The sequence below is a fragment of the Leifsonia sp. TF02-11 genome, assembly GCF_017565305.1.
GTDB lineage: Bacteria > Actinomycetota > Actinomycetes > Actinomycetales > Microbacteriaceae > Leifsonia.
This window is the reverse complement of sequence record NZ_JAGEKP010000002.1, coordinates 118,289-135,958: the sequence shown is the minus strand read 5'-3', so window position 1 is coordinate 135,958 and position 17,670 is coordinate 118,289. Positions and strand designations below refer to the sequence as shown.

The 17,670-nt window shown below is 70.4% G+C and carries 15 protein-coding genes and 1 tRNA gene; 15 read left to right on the top strand and 1 reads right to left on the bottom strand.

The window, feature by feature from the left end; translation table 11 throughout:
- Positions 1 to 120: 120 nt before the first annotated feature.
- The 5 genes from topA to JNB50_RS02005 all read left to right on the top strand — a co-directional run bounded on the left by topA (position 121) and on the right by JNB50_RS02005 (position 7,356).
- Positions 121 to 2,976, top strand: coding sequence for a type I DNA topoisomerase (gene topA / locus JNB50_RS02025; protein WP_208038450.1), 2,856 nt, complete (start codon positions 121 to 123; stop codon positions 2,974 to 2,976).
- A gap of 128 nt (positions 2,977 to 3,104) precedes the next feature.
- Positions 3,105 to 3,713: a dTMP kinase gene (gene tmk, locus JNB50_RS02020; RefSeq protein WP_243767929.1), complete on the top strand. Its 609-nt coding sequence runs from the start codon at positions 3,105 to 3,107 to the stop codon at positions 3,711 to 3,713.
- Positions 3,714 to 3,838: 125 nt separating this feature from the next.
- A complete protein-coding gene (locus JNB50_RS02015; protein ID WP_208038448.1) occupies positions 3,839 to 5,029 on the top strand; it encodes a DNA polymerase III subunit delta' in 1,191 nt (396 codons plus the stop codon).
- Positions 5,026 to 6,582 (top strand): alpha/beta hydrolase, encoded by a 1,557-nt coding sequence (locus JNB50_RS02010; RefSeq protein WP_208038447.1) that lies wholly within the window; start codon positions 5,026 to 5,028, stop codon positions 6,580 to 6,582. The genes JNB50_RS02015 and JNB50_RS02010 overlap by 4 nt, the downstream gene beginning before the upstream one ends.
- Before the next feature lie 78 nt (positions 6,583 to 6,660).
- The gene (locus JNB50_RS02005) at positions 6,661 to 7,356 is read left to right on the top strand and encodes a TetR family transcriptional regulator (protein ID WP_307794571.1); all 696 of its coding nucleotides are present in this window, start codon (positions 6,661 to 6,663) and stop codon (positions 7,354 to 7,356) included.
- 64 nt (positions 7,357 to 7,420) lie between these two features.
- Here JNB50_RS02005 and JNB50_RS02000 read toward each other — a convergent pair.
- Positions 7,421 to 7,496: transfer RNA gene (locus JNB50_RS02000), tRNA-Thr, on the bottom strand.
- Between the two features lie 160 nt (positions 7,497 to 7,656).
- On the opposite strand from JNB50_RS02000, the gene JNB50_RS01995 reads away from it, so the two are divergent.
- The 10 genes from JNB50_RS01995 (at position 7,657) to JNB50_RS01955 (ending at position 17,657) form a co-directional block, all read left to right on the top strand.
- Entirely contained in the window at positions 7,657 to 8,070 is a 414-nt protein-coding gene (locus tag JNB50_RS01995) for a hypothetical protein (protein ID WP_243767908.1), read from the top strand.
- Positions 8,067 to 8,201 carry a hypothetical protein gene (locus JNB50_RS25405; RefSeq protein WP_279553399.1) on the top strand — a complete coding sequence of 45 codons (135 nt, stop codon included), beginning with the start codon at positions 8,067 to 8,069 and terminating at the stop codon, positions 8,199 to 8,201. Before JNB50_RS01995 ends, JNB50_RS25405 begins: the two co-directional genes overlap by 4 nt.
- A 50-nt stretch (positions 8,202 to 8,251) precedes the next feature.
- Positions 8,252 to 9,889, top strand: coding sequence for a D-alanyl-D-alanine carboxypeptidase/D-alanyl-D-alanine-endopeptidase (locus tag JNB50_RS01990; protein ID WP_208038446.1), 1,638 nt, complete (start codon positions 8,252 to 8,254; stop codon positions 9,887 to 9,889).
- 15 nt (positions 9,890 to 9,904) lie between these two features.
- Entirely contained in the window at positions 9,905 to 10,486 is a 582-nt protein-coding gene (locus tag JNB50_RS01985) for an isochorismatase family protein (RefSeq protein WP_208038445.1), read from the top strand.
- A gap of 59 nt (positions 10,487 to 10,545) precedes the next feature.
- On the top strand, positions 10,546 to 12,711 hold the full coding sequence (locus JNB50_RS01980) for an efflux RND transporter permease subunit (RefSeq protein ID WP_208038444.1): 2,166 nt from the start codon (positions 10,546 to 10,548) through the stop codon (positions 12,709 to 12,711).
- A gap of 123 nt (positions 12,712 to 12,834) precedes the next feature.
- Complete coding sequence (locus JNB50_RS01975; RefSeq protein WP_208038443.1) at positions 12,835 to 13,614, top strand: thiamine pyrophosphate-dependent enzyme; 780 nt, start codon at positions 12,835 to 12,837, stop codon at positions 13,612 to 13,614.
- A gap of 49 nt (positions 13,615 to 13,663) precedes the next feature.
- Complete coding sequence (locus tag JNB50_RS01970) at positions 13,664 to 14,404, top strand: alpha/beta fold hydrolase (protein WP_208038442.1); 741 nt, start codon at positions 13,664 to 13,666, stop codon at positions 14,402 to 14,404.
- A 49-nt stretch (positions 14,405 to 14,453) separates the two neighbouring features.
- Positions 14,454 to 14,915 carry an Lrp/AsnC family transcriptional regulator gene (locus JNB50_RS01965; protein ID WP_208038441.1) on the top strand — a complete coding sequence of 154 codons (462 nt, stop codon included), beginning with the start codon at positions 14,454 to 14,456 and terminating at the stop codon, positions 14,913 to 14,915.
- Positions 14,916 to 14,974: 59 nt separating this feature from the next.
- A complete protein-coding gene (locus tag JNB50_RS01960; RefSeq protein WP_208038440.1) occupies positions 14,975 to 16,438 on the top strand; it encodes an NAD-dependent succinate-semialdehyde dehydrogenase in 1,464 nt (487 codons plus the stop codon).
- 34 nt (positions 16,439 to 16,472) lie between these two features.
- Positions 16,473 to 17,657: a thiolase family protein gene (locus JNB50_RS01955; RefSeq protein ID WP_208038439.1), complete on the top strand. Its 1,185-nt coding sequence runs from the start codon at positions 16,473 to 16,475 to the stop codon at positions 17,655 to 17,657.
- The last annotated feature ends 13 nt before the right edge of the window (positions 17,658 to 17,670 follow it).

Genomic DNA, 17,670 nt, shown 5'->3' with positions numbered 1-17,670 from the left:
TGTATGGTTTGCCTGTTGGGCCGCTCGGCTCACGCTCGCCGCTCTCTGTGCGGCGCTCGGGGGAGCGATTTCGGGCCGGCGAGGTCCGTGTGAACACAGCAGCTATATAAGAGGAGTCAAGTGCCTGGCACGAAGAAGCTCGTCATCGTCGAGTCTCCGAACAAGGTGAAGTCCATCGCCCAGTACCTCGGCGACGGCTACCAGGTGATGGCATCCGTCGGACACATCCGCGACCTGATCGAGCCCAAGAACCTGCCTCCGGAGCTGAAGAAAGGGTCGCTCGGCAAGTTCTCCGTCGACGTCGAGAACCAGTTCGCGCCCTACTACGTGGTGTCCGACCAGAAGAAGAAGACGGTCGCCGACCTGAAGCGCGCGCTCAAGGACGCCGACGAGCTCCTGCTCGCGACGGATGAAGACCGCGAAGGCGAGGCCATCGCCTGGCACCTGGTCGAGGTCCTCAAGCCCAAGGTCCCGGTCAAGCGCATGGTGTTCCACGAGATCACCAAGGAGGCGATCGAGAAGGCACGCGACAACACGCGTGAGATCGACATCGCCCTGGTCGACGCGCAGGAGACCCGCCGCATCCTCGACCGTCTCTACGGCTACGAGGTCTCGCCCGTGCTGTGGCGCAAGGTCGGCCCCGGGCTCTCAGCAGGCCGCGTCCAGTCCGCGGCGACGCGCCTCGTGGTAGACCGCGAGCGCGAGCGCCTCGCGTTCGTCGCCGCCTCGTACTGGGGACTCACCGCTCAGCTCGCCCCGGAGGAGGCCACCGCGTTCGAGGCCCGCCTCGCCCGCCTGAACGGCGAGCGGGTGGCCACCGGGCGCGACTTCGACGACCACGGAAAGCTGACCTCCGGTGCGACCACCCTCGACGAGGAGTCCGCTCAGGCGCTCGCCGACGCCGTCCGGCTGCAGAGCACGGTGGTCACGGTCGCCAAGGTCGACTCGAAGCCCTACTCCCGTCGCCCCGCGGCGCCGTTCACCACCTCCACGATGCAGCAGGAGGCGGCGCGCAAGCTGCGTTTCTCCGCCCGCCAGACGATGAGCGTCGCCCAGACCCTCTACGAGAACGGGTACATCACCTATATGCGCACCGACTCCGCGTCGCTGTCGCAGCAGGCGACCAACGCGGCGCGCACCCAGGCCGCCAAGCTCTACGGTGCCGACACCGTGCCGGAGAAGCCACGCGTCTACGCGTCCAAGAGCAAGAACGCGCAGGAGGCCCACGAGGCGATCCGGCCCGCAGGTGAGGTCTTCCGCACGCCCGCGGAGCTGGAGAAGTCGCTGCGCGGACCGGAGCTGCGGCTGTACGACCTGATCTGGAAGCGCACCGTCGCCTCGCAGATGGCCGACGCCAAGGGCCAGACAGCCTCCGTGACGGTCGAGGCGAAGATCGCGGAGGGGCCGCTCGACGGCACCGTCGCCGAGTTCACCGCGAGCGGAACCGTCATCACTTTCCGCGGCTTCCTCAACGCCTACGAAGAGGGCCGCGACGAGGAGCGGAACGCCGACGCGAGCGGAGACGCCAAGCTGCCCCCGCTGACGCAGGGCCAGCCGCTCAGCGTCGAGGATGTCGCCGCGGACGGCCACGAGACCACTCCGCCGCCGCGCTACACGGAGGCCAGTCTCGTGAAGACCCTGGAGGAGCTCGGCATCGGGCGTCCCTCGACCTTCGCGAGCATCATCTCCACGATCATCGACCGCGGGTACGTCACGCAGCGCGGCCAGGCGCTGGTCCCGAGCTGGGTCGCGTTCTCGGTGGTCCGTCTGCTGGAGGACTACTTCGCCGACCTGGTGGAGTACGACTTCACCGCCGAGATGGAGGACGACCTCGACCGCATCGCCGACGGCGAAGCCGAGCGCGTCGACTGGCTGAACAGCTTCTACTTCGGCAGCGACAAGCACAAGGGACTCCGCCGGGTGATCGACAACCTCGGCGAGATCGACGCACGCAGCATCAACTCGATCGCGATCGACGAGGGCGTGACACTGCGCATCGGAAAGTACGGTCCTTACCTGGAGGTCCAGGAGGAGGGAGCGGCGGAGGACGCCCCGCCCCGCCGCGTCAATCTGCCGCCGGAGCTCGCGCCGGACGAACTGACGCCCGCAAAGGCGAAGGAACTCATCGAAGCGCCGGTGCAGACCGACCGCGTGCTGGGGTCCGACCCGGCGACCGGCAAGCTCGTGCTGGCGAAGGACGGCCGGTTCGGCCCGTACGTCACCGAGGCCGACCCCGAGGAGGAGCCGGCGGTCGACGCGAAGACCGGCGAGGTCGTCGAGGTCAAGAAGACGGCGAAGAAGGCTGCGGCCAAGCCGCGCACCGCGTCCCTCTTCAAGTCGATGGACCTCTCGACGATCGATCTCGAGACCGCGCTGCGGCTGCTGGACCTCCCGCGCACGGTCGGAACGGACCCGGAGAGCGGAGCCGACATCCAGGCCGCGAACGGTCGCTACGGCCCCTACCTGAAGAAGGGTACGGACACGCGGTCGCTGCCGAGCGAGGACGACATCTTCGGGATCGACCTCGCCGGAGCGCTCGAGCTCTTCGCGCAGCCCAAGTACGGCAACCGCCGCGCCTCCAGCGCGCTCAAGGAGTTCGATGCCGATCCGGTCAGCGGCAAGCCGATCAAGATCAAGGACGGCCGGTTCGGCGCCTACGTCACCGACGGCGAGACCAACGCGACCATCCCGCGAGGCGAGACGGTGGACGAGGTCGACTTCGACCGGGCGGTGCAGCTGCTGGCCGACAAGCGGGCGAAGGGCCCCGCGAAGAAGCCGGCGGCCAAGCGCACATCCACACGATCGACGGCCGCCAAATCGACGGCCGCCAAATCGACGGCTGCCAAATCGACGGCTGCGAAGACGACCGCGGCCAAGACGGCGACGGCCAAGACGACCGCGGCCAAGACGACGAAGACTGCGGCCAAGCCGAAGACGACCTCGACGCGCGCCGCCGCGAAGAAGACCGCCGAGTGACGGCCGACGGCGTCGGGGCGCGCCAGCGTGGAGAAGAGCGTGGAGAAGAACGGCGGGTGACGGGCGGCGACGTCGAGGCGCGCCAGCGCGAAGACGACCGCCGCCCGGCCGGTGACGCGCGTCCCGGCCTGTTCATCACGCTCGAGGGCGGGGACGGCGTCGGCAAGTCGACGCAGGCCGCCCTCCTCGAGCAGTGGTTGCGCGGGCGTGGGCGCACGGTCGTGCGCACTCGGGAGCCCGGTGGCACCGACGCCGGTGTGGAAATCCGGGAGATCGTGCTGCATCACCGCGGCGACATCGCACCGCGCGCTGAAGCGCTCCTCTACGCGGCCGACCGCGCTCACCACGTCGCGACCGTCGTGCGTCCCGCACTCGAGCGCGGCGACGTCGTCCTGCAGGACCGCTACATCGACTCGTCCGTCGCCTATCAGGGCGCGGGCAGGGTCCTCGACGCCGACCAGGTGCGCGAGCTGTCGTTGTGGGCCGCAGAGGGGCTTCTTCCCGACCTGACCATCCTCCTCGACCTCGACGAGTCGTCGGCGCGCGCCCGCCTCGACTCGTCCCGCACCCGCTACGACCGGCTGGAGGCGGAACGCTCCGACTTCCACGCCCGCGTGCGCGCCGCCTACCTGGCGCTCGCCGAAGCGGAGCCCGAGCGGTTCCTGGTCGTCGACGCGTCGCAACCCGTCGACGACATCGCAGCGGACATCCGCCACCGCCTCGAGGCCAGGGTCTGACTCCCGTGGCCCCGGCCTCACCCGCGACACCCCCGGCCCCGCCCGCACCCGCAACACCCCCGCCCGCTGCCGAGCCGCCTGCCGCGGCCCGCGCCGTGTCCGCCGTCCCCGCTAGCCTGGAGCACATGGCGGTGTGGGACGAGCTGACGGGTCAGGACGACGCCATCGCCGTCGTGCGCTCCGCGGCCGAGTCGGCCACCGCGTCCGGCCCGGCAGCCGTCGCCGCGCGCGGTATGACCCACTCCTGGCTCATCACCGGGCCTCCCGGTTCGGGCAGGTCCAACCTCGCGTACGCGTTCGCGACCGCGCTGCTCAGCCCGGGAACGCCCGACGGCGACCGCGCCACGCAGCGCCAGGTGGAGGCACGCACCCACCCCGACCTCGCCGTGCTCAGCACCGAGCGTGTCATCATCTCGATCGACGAAGTGCGGTCGCTTGTCTCCAGCTCGCAGTTCGCGCCGTCCGTCGGCCGGTACCGGGTCATGGTCATCGAGGACGCCGACCGCATGACGGAGCGCACCTCCAACGTCCTCCTGAAGGCCCTCGAGGAGCCGCCGGAGCGCACGGTGTGGATCCTCTGCGCGCCCAGCGACGCCGACCTGCTTCCCACCATCCGCTCCCGCGTCCGCACCGTGCGGCTCAAGGTTCCCGACGTCTCCGACGTCGCGCAGCTCATCGAGCGCCGCGACGGTGTCGACCGCGCGACCGCCGAACGCGCGGCCCGCCACGCCCAGAGCCACATCGGGATGGCGCACCGGCTGGCGACGAACGAGGAGGCCCGGCGTCGGCGCGACCAGACGCTCGAGCTCGCGCTTGGCATCCGTTCGGTCTCGGACGCGGTGCTGGCGGCCGCGACGCTCTTGGAGGTCGCCGGCGCCGACGCGAAGGCGATCACGGAGGAGCGCGACGCGGAGGAGCGCGAGCACGCTCTGCGTTCGCTCGGCATCGAACCGGGCGGAGCGATCCCGCCCGCTCTGCGCGGCCAGCTGCGGCAGCTCGAAGAAGACCAGAAGCGCCGCGCGACCCGGAGCCTCCGTGACGGGATCGACCGGATCCTCACCGACCTGCTGTCCCTGTACCGCGACGTGATGATGCTCCAGCTCGGCAGCGGCAGCGAACTGGTGAACGCCGAGCTGCAGGAACGCCTGTCGGCTCTCAGCGCGCACACGACTCCCGCCGCTACGCTCGCCGCGATGGATGCGATCGCGACCGCCCGTGAGCGGATCGACGGCAACGTCGCACCCGCCCTGGCCCTGGAGGCCATGCTCATCACCATCCTTCGCGGCACCGCCGCGCGAAAGGGGACCGACCTGTGACCACCCGACTGAGCCGTCCGGCTCGCCGGCGGGCCGCTCGCACCGCCTTCGCCGCGATCGTGGCCGTCACCGCCCTCACGCTGACCGGCTGCGTCACGTGGTTCCTGCCGGCGAAGACGTCCAGCACCTCCACCCCGGCGCCCGAGAAGGTCGCCGCGGCACTCACGCCGTTCTACACGCAGAAGCTCGTCTGGACCGACTGCGCGCAGGGCAAGCAGTGTGCGACGGCCTCGGCCCCGCTCGACTGGAACACCCCGTCGGCCGGCGAGGTCAAGCTGGCCCTCATCCGTCAGCAGGCCACGGGTACGAAGCAGGGCTCGCTGCTGGTGAACCCCGGCGGCCCGGGAGGCTCCGGCTACGACTTCGTCAAAGACTCGGTCAACTACGCCACCGACAAGACGCTTCAGAGCCACTTCGACGTCGTCGGGTTCGACCCGCGGGGCGTCGGGCGCTCGACGGCCGTGAAGTGCTACGACGCCGCGCAGATGGACGACTACCTCTACGGCATCACGCCCGGTCAGCGCGGCTCCGACGCCTGGATCGCGAACAGCGTCACGCAGTCGAAGGACTTCGGCTCGGCCTGCGCGAAGAACACCGGAGCCCTGCTCGATCACGTCGACACCGTGAGCGCTGCGCGCGACCTCGACCTCCTGCGCGCCGTGCTCGGTGACACGAAGCTCAACTACCTCGGCTACTCCTACGGCACGTACCTGGGCGCCGTGTACGCGGGTCTCTACCCGGGCAAGACCGGCCGGCTGGTGCTCGACGGCGCCCTCGATCCCGCGGCCTCCAACTTCGACGTCACCAAGGTGCAGGCGGGGGGATTCGAGAGCGCACTGCGCGCCTACCTCAAGAAGTGCCTGACCGAGAAGGACTGCCCGTTCAGCGGGACGGTCGACGACGGGATGGCGACCATCTCGCAGCTGCTCGCCGCTGTCGAGGCCAGCCCCATCCGCAACTCCGACGGCCGGGAGCTCGGCGCCAACACCCTGGTCACCGCGATCATCTACCCGCTGTACGACGCGACGGCATGGTCGTACCTGAGCAGCATGTTCGCCGATGTGATGAAGGGCAGCGCGCGGATCGCGTTCACGCTCGCCGACGGCTACAACAGCCGCAACAGCGACGGCACGTACAGCGACAACTCCACCGAGGCGTTCATGGCGATCAACTGCCTCGACTACAGCTACGACGACAGCCCGGCGACCATGCGCGCCCAGGCTCAGCAGCTGGCCGCGGCAGCTCCGGTGATCGGGCCATACATGGCCTACGGTGACATCGGCTGCGCCAACTGGCCGTACAAGACGACGGTCGAGCGGGGGCCGATCGCCGCAGCAGGGTCGGCGCCCATCCTCGTCGTCGGCACTACCAACGATCCGGCGACGCCCTACGTGTGGGCCAAGAACATGGCGTCCGAGCTCGAGAACGGGCACCTCCTCACCTACAAGGGCGAGGGGCACACCGCATACAACAAGTCGAACTCGTGCGTGAACGACACGGTCGACTCGTTCCTGGTCGACGGGACGATCCCGCCGAAGGGCAAGACCTGCTGACCGATCGCCCGTGCGACGTGACGTCTCATTCCGTGTGGTGAGTGGTGCAATTTTGCAGACGGTGAAATAATACGAGTCGTGACTGTGGTGACCGGGATGGCGGACGGCGAGCTGGGCCTCCGCGAGCGCAAGCGCATCGCGACCAGGCGTGCCATCCAGTTGGCGGCGCTGGAGCTGGCGAGCGAGCGCGGTTTCGACAGGGTGACGGTCGATGAGATCAGTCACGCCGCGAACGTGTCGCCGCGCACGTTCTTCAACTACTTCCCGTCGAAGGAGTCCGCCATCATCGGCGAGCTGCCGGAACTGCCGGACGAGGAGAGCATCGAGCGCTTCATCCAGGCCGGCCCGGCCGAGCCCATCCTCGACGGGATGGGACGCTTGCTCATCGCAGCGATCGAGACGGGAGACCTCGACGGCGACCTGGGAGGAGGCCTCCCCGACGAACGCACGGCCAGCGCGCAAGAGCTGCACGTGCTCCGCCGCTCCCTGCTGAAGGACAATCCGGAGCTGTTCGCGCAGAGGATGGCCAGCATGCACAAGTTCGAGGACGCGCTGAGCGCCGTCGTGCAGCGCCGCCTCGCCCATGACGATCCGGAACTCGCGGCCGACGAGGAGGCCCTGCATCAGCGCGCGCGTCTCGTCACCTACGTCGCGTTCGCGGGGATGCGGCACGCCTGGTCGTGCTGGGCCGACCACGGCGGAGTCGAGCCCCTCGCCGACCGTCTCCGGAGCTCGTTCGCCCAGCTGCAGGAACTCGGCGCGCAGCAGAGCTGACCGGGGACCGATCGTGCGAAGCCACGAGCTGGGCTGTCGAAGTCGACGCGAGGGAAGGATCAGGTGGAGCCGCCCAAGGGAATCGAACCCTTGACCTTCTCATTACGAGTGAGATGCTCTGCCGACTGAGCTAGGGCGGCGTGGCCGGACTCGCGCCCGGGCACAGTCAGATAGCTTACCCGATTCAGGAGGGTGCTCACGACCACGCTGATCGAGGCCGCTGCCGTCTTCGGCGAGACGTTTCCGTGCATCCGCCTCCCATCCGGCGTAGACTCGTCCTCGATTTGAGGATTGTTCAGTATGGCCGGGGGTCGGGGGAGGGTTGAGCCTCGGTGGAGCCGCGTCCGCCGACACCATGCCCGTCGATCCCACGAATCCGGCGACGCCTCCGACCTCGACGGCAGTGTTCTGCCCACCACGCAGATGGACGGCGTGGCCTGGGCGCAGGCGGTCGTCGGCAACACCGTGTACGTGGCGGGCACGTTCACGGCGGCGCGGCCGTCCGGGTCGCCCGCGGCGTCCAACACGACGCCGCGAAGCACCTTCCTCGCCTACGACATCACCACCGGCGTCCTGAACTCCAGCCTCGACGTCCCGCTGAACGGCCAGGCGCTGGCCGTCGCCGCCTCCCCGACGGGTCGCGGGTCCATCTCGGCGGCGACTTCACCACGGCGGGCGGCGGCAACTACTACCGGATCGCCAACTGGCAGGTGAGCACGACCGACTCCACGGCGGCGCTGCAAGCCGCGGGGAACGTGGGACTGAAGGCGTACCTGTCGGGGACGGCCAGCCCGTCGCCGGTGACCGTGAAGTTCGCGAACTACGGGGTGGTCGCCGTTCCGTGATCCGGGACGTCCGGAGTGGCGCTCTCAGGGAACGTGGGTAATATACCCGGATGCGCGAATCGGACCAGCGCGACTCCGGCCTGCCCGACGGGCCCGAGTCTGAATCGACGAACACTTTCCCCCTCGTTCCCCCGACCGGTGACTCCTCTGCGACGAGCGAGCCCGGTGCAGCGCCGACCCGTTCCGGCCGCAGGGCGGCTGCGAACCCGGCATCGGCCCACGGCGGAGCAGCCGGCGCCGTCTCAGGTGCGGCCGCGGGAATCCTCTCCGCGATCCGGACCCACCCCAAGGCCTGGATCGCCGCGGGAGCCGCCGTCGCCTTCGTGATCCTCGGCACCGGCACCGTCGCGCTCGGCGCGACCTTGGGCGCGGCGCCCGCGGGTGCGGCGGGGGCTCCCTCGCCGACGCGCTCGGCCACGAGCACGCCCACCCCGACCCCCACGCCGACTGTCGACCCGGCCCGGCCGGTCCCGGCCACCCAGCCGGCCGCCAGTCGCATCCGCACCTGTTCGGTCGCCTCGCTCGCGCAGGACGGCCGCCTCGGCAACCTCGAAGCCCAGGTGGTCAACGCCAAGACCGGCGAAGTGCTGTTCGACCGCAACGGCGGAAAACCCGGCCCGACGGCCTCCGTGCTCAAGACCCTCACCTCGGCCGCCGCGCTCGCCACGCTCGGCCCCGACTATCGCGTGCAGACGACGGTCGTCGCCGGCAGCGTCCCCGGTCAGGTCGTGATCGTCGGCGGCGGCGACGTCACGCTGTCGCGGCTCCCGGGCGGCCAGGGCGCGTTCTACACGGGCGCGCCGTCCATCCAGGATCTCGCGACGCAGACCAAGCAGGCGCTCGGCGGCCAGCCGGTGACCTCCATCGTGGTCGACACATCGCTGTTCGGCGGTCCGCTGTGGCAGCCCAGCTGGGATGAGCACGAGGAGCGCGTGGTCGAGGGCTCAACGCCGTACATGTCCGCGCTGATGGTGGACGGCGATCGCAACGATCCGGGAGCGGTGGAGTCGCCGCGCAGCACCGACCCCGTCGGCCGGGCCGTGCAGTACTTCCAGCAGTACCTCGGCACGAACGTCGCGGTGACCTCGGGAAGCGCCCCCGCCGGCGCACGCCAGCTCGCCGCCGTGCAGTCGCAGCCGGTGACCACGCTGATCGACCAGGCGATGACGTACTCCGACAATACGATCATGGAGGAGCTCGCGCGCCTGGTTGCGATCAAGGCGGGCGCCGGCAACACCTTCGACGCCGAGAACGCGGGCGTGCTGGCCGGGCTGAAGGCCTACGGGATCGACACGACCGGCATCCACATCGCCGACGGCTCGGGACTCAGCGCCGACAATGCGGTGCCCCCCGCGTACCTGACGCAGCTGTTCATCAAGGTGCTCAACCGCCAGAACGGCCTGGGCGTCGTCTACGACGGCCTCCCGGTCTCGGGCCAGTCCGGCACGCTCGGCCCCGGCTACAACCGCTTCACCGGCGCGAACTCGGTCGCTCGCGGTGCCGTCCACGCCAAGACCGGATGGATCAACAACGGCTACACGCTGTCGGGGATCGTCACGGGAGCAGACGGCACCCCGCTCACCTTCGCTGTGTTCGCACTCGGGCCGGTGAGCGACAATGCCAAACAGGCGATCGACACGCTCGTCACCGGCTTCTACAAGTGCGGCGACAACCTCATGAACGGCTGAGCGGAGGAAGCGGCCATGGGCAAGGCCCTGTTCATCATCGACGTGCAGAACGACTTCACCGAGGGCGGAGCTCTCGGGGTCGACGGCGGAGCGGCGGTCGCAGCGGGGATCACCGAGTACCTGCGTGCACACGGCGACGAGTACACGATCGTGCTCGCGAGCCGCGACTGGCACGACGCCGACAACGACAACGGCGGCCACTTCGCCACCGATGCCGAACCCGACTTCGTCACCACCTGGCCTGTGCACTGCGTCGCGGGCACGACCGGTGCCGAGTACCACCCGGCGCTCGACACCTCCCGCGTCGGCTACCACATCCGCAAGGGCCAGGGCGTGCCGGCATACTCGATCTTCGAGGGGCGGACGGATGCCGGTTCCTCCGTCCACAACCTCCTGGACGAGCACGGGATCGACACGGTCGATGTGGCAGGGATCGCGACCGACTACTGCGTGCGGGCGTCCGCACTCGACGCTCTGGAGCATGGGCAGCGCGTGCGGGTGCTCACCTCGCTCGTCGCGGGCGTGGCGCCGGGATCGTCGGACGCCGCCCTTGCCGAACTGGCCCACGCCGGTGCGGAGCTCATCGCCACGGAGTAGAGCGCCGTGCAGCTAGACAGTATGCTGATTGCTAACTTGGCTAGCTAATTGGAGGCGTGATGTCGGGCAAACCGTCGCTGTGGCTGCGGATCGTGGTGCCGACGGCACTCATCCTGATCTGGCTGGTGCTGGCCGGCCTCGGCGGGCCGACGTTCGGCAAGCTCTCCGGGGTGTCCAGCAACGACCAGGCCGCCTTCCTGCCCGCGAGCGCGGAGTCGACGGAGGTGCAGGCGTGGCAGAAGCGTTTCACCGACTCGGAGGCGGTGCCCGCCATCGTCGTCGTGCAGTCCGACACCGCGATCCCGAGGAGCGGACTGGCCGCCTATTCCGAGCTGGCGACCGCACTCGGTGCCGTGGAGGGCGTCCAGCCTCCGGAGTCCGGCGCGACCACCAGCGTGGCCGGTCCCATCCCGTCGACGGACGGCCGCGCCGTGCAGTTCATCGTGCCGGTCGCCGACACCAACCACGTCAAGACTGTCGTCGCCGACCTGCGCAGCGTCGTGAAGAGCGAGCTGCCCGCCGGAACACGGGGCTGGGTCACCGGGCCGGCGGGCCTCACGGCCGACCTCGTCAACGCGTTCGGCGGAATCGACGGGATCCTCCTTCTCGTCGCGGTGGGCGCGGTGTTCGTCATCCTGCTGCTCGTCTACCGGGCGCTGCTGCTGCCGTTCCTGGTGCTGCTGACTTCGGTCTTCGCGCTGTGCGCCGCCATCCTGGTGGTCTACCTCTTCGCGCTGTGGGGCTGGATCAAACTCAGCGGGCAGAGCCAGGGCATCCTCTCGATCCTCGTGATCGGGGCGGCCACCGACTACTCCCTGCTGCTCGTCGCCCGCTACCGGGAGGCCCTGGAGCACGAGGAGTCGCGGTGGACGGCGATCCTGACGGCGTGGAAGGCCGCCTTCGAGCCGATCCTCGCCTCCGGGGCGACGGTCATCCTGGCGCTGCTGTGCCTGCTGTTCTCCGATCTCAACTCCAACAAGAGCCTCGGCCCGATCGCCGCCATCGGCATCGTGTTCTCGCTGCTGTCGGCGCTCACGCTGCTGCCGACGCTCCTCGCGGTCTGCGGGCGCGCGGCGTTCTGGCCGTTCCGCCCGGTCTACGCCGGCGATCACCCGCACGAGCACAAGCACAGTGACGAGGAGCGGGTCGCCGGACTCGACGGCATCCGTGGCGTGTGGCGGCGCGTCGGGGCGCTCATCGCCCACCGGCCTCGGATCACCTGGATCGTGTCGTTCGTGCTGCTCGCCGCGTGCGCACTCGGGCTCACCCAGCTCAAGGCGAACGGCGTCGAGCAGACCGACCTGGTGCTGTCGCAGTCGGATGCCGTCGACGGTCAGAAGATCCTCGCGAAGCACTTCGACGCCGGGTCGGGTGCGCCGGTGCTCATCGTGGCGAAGGAGGCCGACGGGGAGGCCGTGCGCGCGGCGGCCGAGAAGAACGACGGCATCGCGACCGCGACGATCTACTCGGGAGGAGGCCGACCCGCGTCGGCGGGCGGCGCCGCGGCTCCCGCGGTGGTGAAGGACGGCCGGGTGCTCATCCAGGCGACCCTGAAGGCGCAGCCCGACTCGGCCGCGGCCGAGCAGGTGGTCCGCGAGCTGCGCAGCGACCTCCCGGCAACGAGCTCCGGCGTGCTCGTCGGCGGGGTGACGGCCATCGCACTGGACACCAACGACACCGCCCAGAGCGACCTGATGAAGATCATCCCGATCGTGCTGCTCGTCATCCTGGTGGTCCTGATGCTGCTGCTGCGCTCGATCCTCGCTCCCGTGCTCCTGATCGCCAGCGTCGTGCTGTCGTACGCCGCCGCTCTCGGCGTGTCGGCCCTCGTCTTCGACCACCTGTTCCACTTCCCGGGGGCGGACGCGAGCGTGCCCCTCTTCGGATTCGTGTTCCTGGTGGCGCTGGGCGTGGACTACAACATCTTCCTGATGACGCGCGTGCGCGAGGAGTCGCTGCGGATCGGGACCCGGCCGGGCATCCTGCGCGGCCTCGGGATGACGGGCAGCGTCATCACCTCGGCGGGCGTCGTGCTGGCGGCGACCTTCGCCGCCCTCGCCGTCATCCCGATCCTGTTCCTGGTGCAGATCGCCTTCATCGTCGCGTTCGGCGTGCTGCTCGACACCGTGCTGGTCCGTTCGCTGCTCGTTCCGGCGCTGTCGTACGACATCGGGCGCGCGATCTGGTGGCCGTCGAAGCTCGGCCGTCGGCTCCCGTCGTCCTGACCGGCCGGAGGCTGCGCACTGTGTAGTCCCGATCGTCGTCGGCACCACCGGTCGCTGCACAGGATGCGCGCCGGTCGCCGCGCTCGTTGCCGCCGGGCACGCGGGTTGGAGAGAGTGGAATCCATGACCTCCACGATCCTCGAGCCGGTCATCGGAGCGCACGCCGACGTCGCCGCGCTGCTCCGCCGGCTCTACCGGACGATGGCCACCGTTCGCAGACTCGACCGTGAAGCGGTCGTCCTGCGCGGGCGCGGCGTCCTCCCCGCACACGTCGACTCCCGCGGCCGCGAGGCCGTGCAGGTCGGTGCCGCCTCTGCTCTCGACCCGGCACGCGACCGCGCATTCCCTGCGGCCCATGAGCCGGGTGTCGCGATCGCGCTCGGCGCGGACCCGGCCGCCGTGCTCAGCGCGCGAAGCGGCCCGCTCGGCGCCGCACTCGACGGATCGGTGACTCACGCCGTCGGCTGGGCGCTCGGCGCCAAGCTGGACCGCACCGGCGCGTGCGCCCTCGTTCCCGTCGGCACAGGGGGCGGGGCCCCCGCCGAGCTGCGCAGCGCCGTCGGCACCGCGCGCGCGGCTGCGCTTCCCGTGGTATTCCTCTCGAGCTCCGGACGCTCCGGCAGCGCTTCGATGCCCGTGCTGCTGGTCGACGGTTCCGATGCGCTCGCCGTGCACGACGCCACCCAGGAGGCCTTGGCACACGCGCGTTCCGGGTCCGGGCCCATCCTCATCGACGCCGTGCTGCCCGAACCGTCGGCGTGGCCCGCCCGCGACCCGCTCGTCGTCTGCGAGCAGCGCCTCCGTGCGACGGGAACCGTCGACGACGACTACTTCGCTGAGATCGCCGACACCGCTGACGCCCTCGCCGACCGGTTGCGCGCCCGCCTGGCCGGCAGGCTCTGAGGCGGCCTCGACCGAGCCTCGCCACGCAGACATCGGGCAGGATGGAGCCATGCGCCTGCACGTCGAACGACATCCCGGGGCCGACCCCGTGCTGCTGGTGCACGGCTTCGCCACGACCGGCGAGCTGACCTGGGAGGCGACGGGCTGGGTGGCGGCGCTCGCCGAGGCCGGGCGCGGGGCGGTCGTCCCCGACCTGCGCGGCCACGGTGCGAGCGATGCGCCGCACGATCCCGCGGGGTACTCGCCGGACCTCCTCGCGGCCGATCTCCTCGCCGTCCTGGACGAGCAGCGCCTCGGCCGCGTCGACGTCATCGGATACTCGATGGGCAGCTGGGTGGCGCTCGCCCTCGCCGCACGGGCGCCGGAACGCGTTCGGCGGCTCGTCGTCGGCGGGGTCGGCACGGTCGAGCAGTTCGGGCGGTGGGGTGTGGAGGCCGTGCGGCGCGCGATCCTGGACGGCGCCGACACTCTTCCTGCCGACAATCCGCTCGCGCCGCTGCTCTCGTCGCTGCGCGAGGCGCCCGGCGTCGACCGCGAGGCGCTCGCCGCGTGCGCGGAGGGGATGGCACAGCACCCGCTCCCGCTGCCGCCGTCGACGCCGGCGCCGTCCGGGCCGACGCTCGTCGTGGTCGGTGAGGCGGACCCCGTCGCCGACGGCGCCGACGAGGTCGCCCGCCGGCTCGCCGCCGAGCTGGTCGTGGTCCCGCGCCGCAACCACATCACGACGTTGAGTGCTCGCGCGTTCAAGCAGGCTGCCCTCCCGTTCCTGGGAGCTTCGGTCAGGCTGTAGGAGCGGTGCCGGCGCGGTCGTACGATGTGCGAGGAGCGAAGGAGTGTGCATGATCGACAGGCTGGACGCCGACCTCATCGCGCTGCTCACGGAGGAGCCGAGGCTCGGGGTGTTCGAGGCCTCCCGGCGCCTGGGGGTGGCGCGTGGCACCGTGCAGGCTCGGCTCGACCGCTTGCAGCGCACCGGCGTGGTGAAGGACTTCGCGCCGACGATCGACAACCATCGGCTCGGGTTTCCGGTGACGGCTTTCGTGACCGCGGAGATCACTCAGAGCGACCTCTCGGTCGTGGAGCACCTGCGCGGCATCCCCGAGGTGCTGGAGGTGCACACGGTGACCGGGTCGGGTGACCTCCTGATCCGGGTCGTCGCCCGCTCCAACGCCGACCTGCAGCGCGTGATCAGCGGCATCCTCGGCGACCCGGCGATCAGCCGCACCTCCACGGTCATCGCGCTCGAGACCAAGATCGAGAGCCGCAGCGTGCCGCTGGTGCAGGCGGCCGTCGAAGACTGAGCCACCATCCATCCGGAGCAGTACGAGCCAGAGCAGAACCGAGCCAGTTAGGAGTCATCATGGACGAGAGGGCCTTGCTCGAGCGCGTGCCCGACCGCCTCTTCATCGGCGGCGAGTGGGTGGCGGGAGCCAACGGGACGCTGAAGGTCTACGACCCGGCGACCGGAGACCCGATCCGCGAGATCGCGAACGCCTCGGTGGAGGACGGTGCCCGCGCGCTGGACGCCGCGGTCGGAGCGGCCGACGCCTGGGCGGCGACCCCGCCGCGCACGCGGGGCGAGATTCTGCGCCGGGCGTTCGACCTGCTGCAGGAGCGCCGTGACGAGTTCGCGCTGCTGATGACACTGGAGATGGGCAAGCCGCTGGCGGAGGCCAACGGCGAAGTGACTTACGGCGGCGAGTTCCTGCGCTGGTTCTCCGAGGAGGCCGTGCGCATCGCCGGCCGCTACGGGACGAATCCCGAGGGCACCGGACGGATGATCGTGTCGCAGCACCCCGTCGGCCCGTGCTTCCTCATCACGCCGTGGAACTTCCCGCTGGCGATGGCGACGCGCAAGATCGCGCCGGCCCTGGCCGCGGGCTGCACGGTCGTCGTCAAGCCGGCCGAGCTGACCCCGCTGACGACCCTGTACTTCGCCCGGCTGCTCGAAGACGCCGGGCTGCCGGCCGGCGTGCTCAACGTGATCACGACCTCCACCTCCGGAAAGGTGTCCGCCCCGATCATCGCCGACCCGCGGCTGCGGAAGCTCTCGTTCACCGGCTCGACCGAAGTGGGCAGGAAGCTGCTGCAGCAGGCGTCGGAGAACGTGCTCCGCACCTCCATGGAGCTGGGTGGCAACGCGCCCTTCGTCGTGTTCGACGACGCGGACCTCGACCGTGCGGTCGATGGCGCGATGCTGGCGAAGTTCCGCAACATCGGCGAGGCCTGCACCGCGGCCAACCGGTTCATCGTGCACGAGGACGTCGCTGACGAGTTCGCCCGCCGGGTGACCGCCAAGGTCTCCGCGATGAAGATCGGTCGCGGAACAGACGAGGGCGTCACGATCGGACCGCTGATCAACGAGGACGCTGTCGACAAGGCCGCCGAACTGGTGGAGGACGCGGTCGCCAGGGGAGCGTCGGTGCTGACCGGAGGCTCTCGCGTCGCCGGGCCGGGTACCTTCTACGAGCCGACCGTCGTCACCGACGTTCGGGCGGGCAGCGAGATCCTCCGCCAGGAGATCTTCGGGCCCGTGCTGTCGATCGTGCGCTTCCGCGACGAGGACGAAGCCGTGCGCATCGCCAACGACACCGAGTTCGGCCTGGTCTCGTACGTGTTCACGAAAGACCTCGCGCGCGGCCAGCGGATGATCGAGCGACTGCAGACCGGGATGATGGGCCTGAACGTCGGCGTCATCTCGAACGCCGCCGCCCCCTTCGGCGGAGTGAAGCAGTCGGGTCTGGGACGCGAGGGCGGACTCGAGGGCATCCACGAGTACCTGAGCACGAAGTACACCCTGACACCCGACCCGTTCGCGGTCTGAGCCGGCGCCACCGCCCGAACCGAGGAGCACCATCATGCCGACCGAAGCCGTCATCGTCGACGTCGTCCGCACCGCGTCCGGCCGCGGCAAACCGGGAGGGGAGCTGTCGGACATCCACCCGGCCGACCTGCTCGCCGGCGTGCTCGCCGAGCTGGTCCACCGCAACGGGCTCGACCCGGCACTCGTCGACGACGTGATCGGCGGCTGCGTCACGCAGACCGGCGAGCAGGCGGGCAACATCACGCGGACCGCGGTGCTCAGCGCGGGCTTCCCGGAGAGCGTCCCCGCCGTCACGATCGACCGCCAGTGCGGATCCAGCCAGCAGGCGGCGGCCTTCGCCGCACAGGGCGTGATCGCCGGAGCCTACGACATCGTCATCGCCTGCGGTGTGGAGTCGATGAGCCGTGAGCCCCTGGGCTCGAACGAGGCGGGAGCCTCCCTCGGCGGCGAGCTGCTGCACTCGCGCTACCCCGACGGCCTCGTGAACCAGGGTGTGGCCGCTGAGCTGATCGCCGAGCGTTGGGGGATCCCGCGCGACGAGCTGGATGCCTTCGCGGCGGAATCGCACCGGCGTGCGGCGGAGGCCGCCGCCTCCGGAGCCTTCGGGGGCGAGCTCGTGCCGGTGCCGACGCCGGACAGCGGAAGCGTGGATGCGGACGAGACCATCCGGCCGGGCACGACCGTGGAGAAGCTGGCGGCGCTGGCGCCGTCGTTCCGTACGGACGCGCTGGCTGCGCGCTTCCCGCAGCTGGACTGGCGGATCACCCCGGGCAACTCCTCGCCGCTCACCGACGGCGCCTCCGCGGCCCTGATCATGAGTGCGGAGGCGGCGAAGCGGCTCGGACTGAAGCCGCGCGCACGGTTCCACTCGTTCGCGGTCGCCGGCAGCGACCCGCTCTTCATGCTCACGGGGATCCTCCCGGCGACACGTAAGCTGCTCGACCGCAGCGGTGTGAAGCTCGACGACATCCAGGCCTACGAGGTGAACGAGGCCTTCGCTCCCGTGCCGCTCCTCTGGCAGCGCGAGTTCGGCGCGGACCCGGCCCGGCTGAACCCGCGCGGCGGCGCCATCGCGCTGGGCCACGCGCTCGGCTCATCGGGGACGCGACTGCTCGCGACCCTCCTGAACGAACTCGAGGCGGTCGGCGGCCGCTACGGCCTGCAGACCATGTGCGAGGGTGGGGGCACCGCCAACGCCACCCTCATCGAGCTCCTCTGACCCCCACACGGAA